At 73.1% G+C, this 8,612-nt stretch carries 10 protein-coding genes; 7 read left to right on the top strand and 3 right to left on the bottom strand.

Going from position 1 to position 8,612, the window contains the following annotated elements; all coding sequences use genetic code 11:
* The coding region (locus AOK18_RS07980) for a TldD/PmbA family protein (RefSeq protein ID WP_055693867.1) at nucleotides 1-1,172 on the bottom strand (1,172 nt) is incomplete at its 3' end.
* A gap of 306 nt (nucleotides 1,173-1,478) precedes the next feature.
* Here AOK18_RS07980 and fabG point away from each other — a divergent pair.
* The 3 genes from fabG to AOK18_RS07965 all read left to right on the top strand — a co-directional run bounded on the left by fabG (nucleotide 1,479) and on the right by AOK18_RS07965 (nucleotide 3,546).
* Entirely contained in the window at nucleotides 1,479-2,183 is a 705-nt protein-coding gene (gene fabG / locus AOK18_RS07975) for a 3-oxoacyl-[acyl-carrier-protein] reductase (protein WP_055693866.1), read from the top strand.
* 5 nt (nucleotides 2,184-2,188) lie between these two features.
* Nucleotides 2,189-2,956, top strand: a complete 768-nt coding sequence (fabI, locus tag AOK18_RS07970) for an enoyl-ACP reductase FabI (RefSeq protein ID WP_055573031.1) — start codon at nucleotides 2,189-2,191, stop codon at nucleotides 2,954-2,956.
* Nucleotides 2,957-3,165: 209 nt separating this feature from the next.
* Nucleotides 3,166-3,546: a hypothetical protein gene (locus AOK18_RS07965; protein ID WP_074993672.1), complete on the top strand. Its 381-nt coding sequence runs from the start codon at nucleotides 3,166-3,168 to the stop codon at nucleotides 3,544-3,546.
* Here the strand turns inward: AOK18_RS07965 and AOK18_RS07960 are convergent.
* Complete coding sequence (locus AOK18_RS07960) at nucleotides 3,524-4,216, bottom strand: FadR/GntR family transcriptional regulator (RefSeq protein ID WP_055693865.1); 693 nt, start codon at nucleotides 4,214-4,216, stop codon at nucleotides 3,524-3,526. The two genes, AOK18_RS07965 and AOK18_RS07960, sit on opposite strands and share 23 nt — an antisense overlap.
* 73 nt (nucleotides 4,217-4,289) lie before the next feature.
* Here AOK18_RS07960 and AOK18_RS07955 point away from each other — a divergent pair, with 73 nt between their 5' ends.
* The 4 genes from AOK18_RS07955 to AOK18_RS07945 all read left to right on the top strand — a co-directional run bounded on the left by AOK18_RS07955 (nucleotide 4,290) and on the right by AOK18_RS07945 (nucleotide 6,901).
* The gene (locus AOK18_RS07955) at nucleotides 4,290-5,744 is read left to right on the top strand and encodes a CynX/NimT family MFS transporter (RefSeq protein ID WP_240503102.1); all 1,455 of its coding nucleotides are present in this window, start codon (nucleotides 4,290-4,292) and stop codon (nucleotides 5,742-5,744) included.
* A 77-nt stretch (nucleotides 5,745-5,821) separates the two neighbouring features.
* Nucleotides 5,822-5,938, top strand: coding sequence for an SGM_5486 family transporter-associated protein (locus AOK18_RS35120; RefSeq protein ID WP_095534108.1), 117 nt, complete (start codon nucleotides 5,822-5,824; stop codon nucleotides 5,936-5,938).
* A 175-nt stretch (nucleotides 5,939-6,113) separates the two neighbouring features.
* Nucleotides 6,114-6,320, top strand: coding sequence for a hypothetical protein (locus AOK18_RS07950; RefSeq protein ID WP_055575134.1), 207 nt, complete (start codon nucleotides 6,114-6,116; stop codon nucleotides 6,318-6,320).
* A gap of 62 nt (nucleotides 6,321-6,382) precedes the next feature.
* Complete coding sequence (locus AOK18_RS07945) at nucleotides 6,383-6,901, top strand: SixA phosphatase family protein (protein WP_055693863.1); 519 nt, start codon at nucleotides 6,383-6,385, stop codon at nucleotides 6,899-6,901.
* A gap of 188 nt (nucleotides 6,902-7,089) precedes the next feature.
* Here the strand turns inward: AOK18_RS07945 and serB are convergent, their stop codons facing one another.
* Complete coding sequence (serB, locus tag AOK18_RS07940) at nucleotides 7,090-8,298, bottom strand: phosphoserine phosphatase SerB (RefSeq protein WP_055693862.1); 1,209 nt, start codon at nucleotides 8,296-8,298, stop codon at nucleotides 7,090-7,092.
* Nucleotides 8,299-8,612: the final 314 nt, after the last annotated feature.

Genomic DNA, 8,612 nt, shown 5'->3' with positions numbered 1-8,612 from the left:
ATCCCGGCCGGATCCGGCCGCAGCGACACGTTGGCCATGCGCTGCACCGGCACGTGCCCGGGGGAGTCCGCGAACGCGCACCCGTTGGACCGCTCGAACCCGGTCAGCCTCGCGATCCGCCGGTCCAGCTGGTAGCCGACCAGCGTGCCGTCCCTCACCAGGTCCCAGGACTGCGCCGCGACGCCCTCGTCGTCGTACCCGACGGTCGCCAGACCGTGCTCGGCGGTGCGGTCGCCGGTGACGTTCATCAGCTCGGAGCCGTACTTCAGCTTCCCCAGCCGGTCGAAGGTGGCGAACGAGGTGCCCGCGTAGGCGGCCTCGTAGCCGAGGGCCCGGTCCAGCTCGGTGGCGTGCCCGATGGACTCGTGGATCGTCAGCCACAGGTTGGACGGGTCCACGACCAGGTCGTACAGGCCCGGCTCGACGCTCGGCGCGCGCATCTTCTCGGCGAGCAGCTCCGGGATCCGCTCCAGCTCGTCGTCCCAGTCCCAGCCGGTGCCCGTCAGGTACTCCCAGCCGCGCCCGGCGGGCGGCGCGAGGGTGCGCATGGAGTCGAACTCACCGCTCGACTCGTCGACGGAGACGGCCGTGAACACCGGGTGCAGCCGCACCCGCTGCTGCGTGGTGACGGTCCCCGCGGTGTCGGCGTAGAACTTGTTCTCGTGCACGGTGAGCAGCGAGGCGTCCACGTGGTCCACCCCGCGCGCCGCCAGCAGCCGCGCGCTCCACTCGGCCAGCAGCCCGGCCTTCTCCCCGGCGGGCACGGTGAACGGGTCGATCCCGTAGGAGGAGACCCACGTCCGGTCGGCGTACACGGGCTCGTCGGCCAGCTCCACCCGCTCCTCGGACCCGGCGGCCCGGATCACCTGCGCCGACAGCCGCGCCATCGCCACGGCCTGCGAGGCGACCTTGGCGGCGGCGTCGAGGGTGAGGTCCACCCCGGAGGCGAATCCCCACGTCCCGCCGTGCACCACGCGCACCGCGTACCCGAGGTCGGTGGTGTCCGACGACCCGGCCGGCCTGGCGTCCCGCAGCCGCCAGGACGCGCTGCGCACCCGCTCCAGACGGAAGTCCGCGTGCTCCGCCCCGAGCGCCCGCGCCCGCGCGAGCGCGGCGTCGGCGAGGGCGCGCAGGGGCAGCGCCAGGAACGACTGATCGACTTCATGGGGCACGAACGGCTTCCCTTCGCTCCGGCCGGCGGCCGCGTCCCGCTGGTGCGGCTCGTACACGAGACCGAAGTCAAGCACGTTCCTCCCCGCGGCACGGGCCGGACGGGCCGGGACGGGGGCCGCGCACGCGCCCGGAACGGCGGACCGGCCCCGTCCGGGCGTGGGGCGCCGACTGTAGGGACCCGACAGTTGCTCCCGTGTGTCACTGTCGGTGCCCGATTGCTCCGGGGAGCGGACGGCCCGATAGGTTTCCTGGGAAGGCGCCTGCCGCGCGCAGGGGCTCCAGACCGCTATCGAAGGGGTGATCCGTTGAGCCGCTCGGTTCTCGTCACCGGAGGTAACCGGGGCATCGGCCTCGCCATCGCCCGCGCGTTCGCCGATGCCGGTGACAAGGTCGCGATCACGTACCGCTCGGGCGAGCCCCCCGAGGGCTTCCTCGCCGTCAAGTGCGACATCACCGACAGCGAGCAGGTGGAGCAGGCCTACAAGGAGATCGAGGAAGCACACGGTCCCGTCGAGGTGCTGGTCGCCAACGCAGGCATCAACAAGGACCAGCTGCTGATGCGCATGTCGGAGGAGGACTTCACGTCCGTCGTCGACACCAACCTCACCGGCACCTTCCGCGTCGTCAAGCGCGCCAACCGCGGCATGCTGCGGGCCAAGAAGGGCCGCGTCGTGCTCATCTCGTCGGTCGTCGGGCTCCTCGGTTCCGCCGGGCAGGCGAACTACGCCGCCTCCAAGGCCGCCCTGGTCGGCTTCGCGCGCTCCCTCGCCCGTGAGCTGGGCTCGCGCAACATCACCTTCAACGTCGTCGCCCCCGGTTTCGTCGACACCGACATGACCCGGGAGCTCACCGAGGAGCAGCAGGCGAAGATCCTCGCGCAGGTGCCGCTCGCCCGGTACGCGCAGTCGGAGGAGATCGCCGCGGCCGTGCGGTTCCTCGCCTCGGACGACGCCTCGTACATCACTGGAGCCGTCATCCCCGTTGACGGCGGACTGGGAATGGGTCACTGAACGACATGAGCGGAATTCTCGAGGGCAAGCGCGTCCTGATCACCGGTGTGCTGATGGAGTCCTCCATCGCCTTCCACACGGCCAGACTGGCCCAGGAGCAGGGCGCCGAGATCATCCTGACCGCCTTCCCGCGGCCCACCCTGACCGAGCGCATCGCCAGGAAGCTCCCCAAGCCCGCCAAGGTCATCGAGCTCGACGTGACCAACGAGGAGCACCTCGGCCGGCTGGCCGACGTCGTGGGCGAGGAGCTCGGCGGCCTCGACGGCGTCGTGCACTCCATCGGCTTCGCGCCGCAGGACGCGCTCGGCGGCAACTTCCTCAACACGCCGTTCGAGTCGGTCTCCACGGCCATGCACGTCTCGGCGTTCTCCCTGAAGTCGCTGACCATGGCCTGCCTGCCGCTGATGCAGAGCGGCGGCTCCGTCGTCGGCCTCACCTTCGACGCGCAGTACGCCTGGCCGCAGTACGACTGGATGGGCCCCGCCAAGGCCGCCCTGGAGGCGACCAGCCGCTACATGGCCCGCGACCTGGGCAAGCAGAACATCCGCTGCAACCTCATCTCGGCGGGCCCGATCGGTTCCATGGCCGCCAAGTCCATCCCGGGCTTCGGCGAGCTGGCCTCCGTGTGGGACACCCGTGCCCCGCTGGAGTGGGACCTGAAGGACCCGGAGCCGGCCGGCCGCGGCGTCGTCGCGCTGCTGAGCGACTGGTTCCCGAAGACCACGGGCGAGATCGTCCACGTGGACGGCGGGCTGCACGCCGTCGGCGCCTGAGCCCCGGCCGGGTTCCGCCCGCAGCGGCCTTCGAGGGCCCGCGTCCGCGAGGGCGCGGGCCCTCGGCCGTCCCTCACCCGATCGGCTCAGCAGGGCAGGCGGGGTCCGGCGCCGGCGGGGGACCGTGGAGTACGCGTTCGCCGCGTGATCCCCCTCCCCCCAGCACGGCCGAGGAGGTCCCCCTTGTGCGCTTGCACCGTCTGGCCTCGATGACCGCCACCGTCGCCGCCGGCGTCGGCCTCGTGCCGCTCCTGGCGGACGACGCGATGCCGTACGACGCGATGCCGCACGCGTCGGTGCACCCCGCCGACGCGGGGGCGGCCGGCGCCCGGCCGGACCCCGCGGCGGCCGGGGACCCGTTCGGAGCCGCCTGCCGGATCGGGGTCGACGGGTCCTGGGTGATCGCGTACTGCCACAACCCCTACCCGGACACCGACCACGTGCGCCTGCACATCGAATGCGTCCGGTGGTGGGACCTCGACAGCGACAGTGCGCCGGTGGCCGCCGGACCCGCGCAGACCGTGCGGCTCGCCGGACGCTGCTGGGACGAGGTCGGGACGGCGTGGATCAGCCACCGGAAGGCGGGCTGACGCGCCCGGGACGGCACACGAGCGGATAGGAGGCGGCCTCCTCGGCCGCCGTCGCCGCGTCGCCCGCGCGGACCGCGTCCAGCAGCCGGGAGTGGTCCATGTGCGTCCGGGGGGTCAGCTCCCGGCCCACGTCGTCGCGCAGCCAGTCCCGCAGGACCTCGCTCAGGTCCGCGTAGAGCGTGGTCAGCACGTCGTTGTGCGACGCGGCCACGACGGCGAGGTGGAAGGTGGCGTCCGCCGCCACGAAGGGTTCGGCCTCGCCCGCCGCCCAGGCCTCCTCGCGCCGCCGCAGCAGCGCGTCGAGCTGTTCGAGGTCCTTCGCGGTGCGCCGCCGGGCGGCCAGCCGCGCCGCGGACGCCTCCAGGGCGGAGCGCAGTTCCGCGATGTGCCCGGGGTCGGCGTCGGCGAAGCGGCGGTGCATCACACCCGCCAGCTCGCTCGTGGCGACGACGTACGTGCCCGAGCCCTGGCGAATGTCCAGCAGGCCGTTGTGCGCCAGCGCGCGGACGGCCTCACGGACCGTGTTGCGGGCGACTCCCAGCTGTTCGACCAGTTCCGGTTCGGTCGGAATGCGGGTGCCCACCGGCCACTCGCCCGAGACGATCTGGGCCCGCAGCGCGGAGATGACCTGCTCGGACAGCGCGGAACGACGGGGATGGCTCAGGGGCATGGGACACCTTCGCACGACGGGGGCGGTGGACGGCGATCCCGACAGGGACAGCCCATCATCCTATGATTTTATGATGGGCTTCATGGCTGGTGAGGAATCCCGGACGGCCGCGTCCACGGCGGCGTCCACGACCGCGTGCGCGGCGCCTCCGGCGTCCGAGGCCCCGGAGAGCCGAGAGAGGCCCGCCGGAGGCGGCCCGGAACCGGGTCACCGGGAGGCCGGCGACCGGGGAACCGGACGGTCCGGCACGCACGGGTGGACGGTGCGGCTGCTCGTCGTCGGCATCGTGATGGCGGCGCTGAACCTCCGCCCCGCCATCACCAGCCTCGGCGCGCTGCTCGAGGAGGTCCGCACCGGGCTCGGCATGAGCGGCACCGTGGCCGGGCTGCTCACCTCCCTGCCCTCCCTGTGCTTCGCCGTCTTCGGCGTCACCGCCCCGCGGCTGGCCCGCCGCTTCGGACCGGGCGCGGTGGTGTGCGCCGGCATGGCCGCCATCGGCGCCGGTCTGCTGATCCGTCCGTTCACGGGGAGCACGGCGGGCTTCGTCGCGGTCAGCGCCCTCGCGCTCATGGGCATCGCCGTCGGCAACGTGCTGATGCCGGTCATCGTCAAGCAGTGGTTCCCCGACCGGGTCGGTTCCATGACCGGCCTGTACTCCATGGCCCTCGCCCTCGGGACGGCCCTGGCCGCGGCGGTGACCGTGCCGGCGACCGAGGTGCTGGGCGGGGACTGGGAGGCGGGGCTCGTCCTGTGGGCGGCGCTCGCCGCGGCCGCCGTCCTGCCCTGGCTCCTGTTCCTGGGGGAGCGGGGCAGGGCACCGGCGGAGCGGACACCCGCACGGGAGCGGCGGCGGAGGGAGCGGCGCACATCGGGGGAGGGAACGCCGGGGAAGCGGGTGCCCGGCCGGCGCCCGGCACGGGAGCGGGTGCCCGCACCCGGACCGCGGATCACCCGCAGCCGGACCGCCTGGGCGCTGGCCGTCTTCTTCGGCCTCCAGGCGACCGCCGCCTACATCACCATGGGCTGGATGCCGCAGATCTTCCGGGACGCGGGCGTGCCCGCGAGCACGGCCGGACTGCTCCTCGCGCTCACCATGGTGATGGGCGTGCCGCTCGCCTTCGTCATCCCGCGCGTCGCCGCGCGGCTGCCCCGGCAGGGCCCGATCGTGGTCGTGCTCGGCGTGAGCGGCCTGGTCGGGTACGCCGGGCTGTACTTCGCGCCCGCCGCCGGGGCCCTGGCCTGGGCGCTGCTGCTGGGCATCGCCAACTGCGCCTTCCCGCTCGCGCTCACCATGGTCGGGATGCGGGCGAGGTCCGGCGCGGGGGTGGCCAAGCTGTCGGCCTTCGCGCAGAGCACCGGCTACCTGATCTCCCTCCCGGGCCCCCTCCTGGTGGGCTTCCTCTACCAGCACAGCGGTGGCTGGGGCCTGCCGCTGGCGCTCATGTCCGCCCTGCTGATCCCGCAGATGGCCGCGGGCGTGCTGGCGGGCCGCGCCCGCACGGTGGAGGAGGAGGCGGCCGGCCGCTGAGCCCGCGGCCGGCCGGTTCTGCGGCCCACGGGCGCCCCGGAGCGCGCCGGACCGGCGGCGGGTGCGAGACTTGCCCCATGCCAGTCCTCGACCCGAACCCCCAGAACGGCCAGAAGAAGATGCTGCTCGTCTTCGGCGCGTTCTTCGCCATCTTCATCGTCATCGGTGTGATCGCGAGCATCCTGGCGCCGTGACACCCCCGCCGTTCCGGCCCGTGGCCCGTGGTGGTGCTGGCACCCCCATCCCCTAGGGGGCCAGGCTCAGGGTGAAGTAGGTGGGTCACCGGATGGGTCGGGAGCCCGGGAGTACCTACCTTCGAGAGGTGGCCGCGGGACGCGGACACGGACCACTCGAAGAGCGGAGGCCCCCATGGCGGCGCGCACGCACACCCGGCCCCACCCGGCCCCCCGGGGAGGCGTCGACATACGGCTGCCGTGGTGGGCCCTCGCCCTGCCCGCCCTCGCCTTCGTCGCCCTGCTCACCCTGCTCCTGAACCCCGCGGACGCCCACGCGGCGACCGCGGAGCCCGGGCTCACCCGTCTCATCGAGCGGGCGCAGTGGCTCATGGCCCGCTGAGCCCCGGACGTGGCCGTCAACTACCTGCGCCCCGTGGCCTGTTTCGTGCGAAGCTGGGTCACATGAGCGTCGCAGAACCCCGCAGGATTGTCCTTTTCCGGCATGCGAAGGCCGACTGGCCGCCGGTGGCCGACCACGAGCGCCCGCTCGCCGAGCGCGGCAGGAAGGACGCCGCGGTCGCCGGACGCAAGCTCGCCGACTCCGCCATAGCCTTCGACCTGGCCCTGTGCTCCACCGCGACCCGGACCCGGGAGACGTGGAAACTCGCGGTGCACGAGTTCCCGCAGCGCCCGAAGACGGTGTACGAGGAGCGGATCTACGAGGCCTCGCCCGGTGAGCTGATCGCCCTGCTGAACGAGACCCCGGACGACGCGCAGAACGTACTCCTGGTCGGCCACAACCCCGGGCTCCAGGCAGCCGCCGAGATCCTCACCGGATCGGCCGAGGGGGACGCGCGCGAGCGCATGAAGCGCCGCGGATATCCGGCGGCCGCGTTCGCCGTGCTGTCTTTCACCGGCTCCTGGAAGTCCCTGGAGCCGGGCGTCGCCACCCTGCTCGACTACTGGGCCCCCAGCGAGTGACCCGCACGGCATGACGCAGGGGCCGGGCACCGGCGGCACGGACCCGGTGCCGGGCCCTACGCTCCCGGCAGGACGACCGGCGGCCGGGAGCTGAACGGCCGCGGACCGGACGGCCGCGGACCGGACGGCCGCGGACCGGAGGCCTCGGGTGCGGTGCGGCCGGTGGGCCCGCGACCCCTCCGCGCGACTCAGTTCAGGTCGAGGATGTCCGCCGCCTCGACCTCTTCCCGCGTGATGCCCAGCAGGTACAGGACCGTGTCCAGGAAGGGGAAGTTCACGGCCGTGTGGGCGGCCTGACGTACCACCGGTTTGGCGTTGAAGGCGACTCCGAGACCCGCCGCGTTGAGCATGTCCAGGTCGTTCGCGCCGTCGCCGATCGCCACGGTCTGCGACAACGGGACCCCCGCCTCGGCGGCGAACCGGCGCAGCAGCCGTGCCTTGCCCGCCCGGTCCACGATCTCGCCCGTGACCCTGCCGGTCAGCTTCCCGTCGACGATCTCCAGCGTGTTGGCGTGGGCGAAGTCCAGCGCGAGCCGTTCCTTCAGGTCGTCCGTGACCTGGGTGAACCCCCCGGAGACCACACCCACCTGGTAACCGAGCCGCTTCAGCGTGCGGACCAGGGTGCGGGCACCCGGTGTCAGCCGCACCTCGCTGCGCACCTTGTCCACCACGGAGGCGTCCAGTCCCGCCAGCAGCCGCACGCGCGCGTGCAGCGACTGCTCGAAGTCCAGCTCCCCGCGCATCGCCGCCTCGGTCACCTCGGCGACCTTGTCCTGGCAGCCGGCGTGGGCGGCGAAGAGTTCGATCACCTCGTCCTGGATGAGGGTGGAGTCCACATCCATGATGACCAGACGCTGAGCGCGCCGGTGCAGCCCGGCCGCCACCACGGCGATGTCGACGCCGAGCTTCGCCGCGTCGGTCACCAGGGCGGTGCGCAGCGGCTCGGTCTCCGTGCCGGACACCGCGAACTCCACCGCGGTCACCGGGTACTTGGCGAGCCGGAAGACACGGTCGATGTTGGCGCCGGACCGGGTGATCCGCGCGGCGATCGCCGCCGCCGTCTCGGCGGTGAGCGGGTGGCCGAGCACGGTGACCAGGGAACGGCCGAGCCCGCGCGGGCGGTTGTCGCCGATGCCGGAGATGATCTCCGCCTGCAGCTTCATGGACTCCGCCCAGCTGTGGACGGTCGCCCGCAGATTGCCCTCCAGGCCCTGCGACGGCTCGGTCACGAGCGCGCACAGCACGATGCGGCCACGGGTGACGACCTGCTCGATGTCGACCACGTCGACGGAGTAGGCGGCGAGGGTGTCGAAGAGACCGGCTGTGATGCCCGGCCTGTCCTTGCCGAAGATCTTGACGAGGAGCGTGGGAACGTCCGAGGTCTGCGATGCACTCATGGTGTTCCCACCGTATCCGGCACGCAGTGCCCCGCGCGCCCGAGGTCCGTCTGGCGGACAGCGAACTCTCGGTGTCCCAGAGGCGTCCGGGGCCTTACGCGTCCCGGGTACCGCTTCCCCGCCCCACCCTCTCACTCCGTCCTCCTCACCGTCCGCCGCCGGGCCTGCGGGGCGCCGGAAGAGGGCGACGGGGAAGACGCCCCCCGACCGGCCGCGACAGCGTCCGCCTTCCGGCCGACGGTCCGGAACCGGACTCGGCCCGTCCGCCTCCGGCCCGTCCGCGCGGGGGTGGACGCGCGCGGCCGGCCGCGCGC

Origin of the sequence: Streptomyces prasinopilosus (assembly GCF_001419695.1) — a bacterium.
GTDB classification, from domain to species: domain Bacteria; phylum Actinomycetota; class Actinomycetes; order Streptomycetales; family Streptomycetaceae; genus Streptomyces; species Streptomyces prasinopilosus.
The sequence above is the reverse complement of the archived record's forward strand: the minus strand, read 5'-3'. Positions and strand labels throughout refer to the sequence as shown.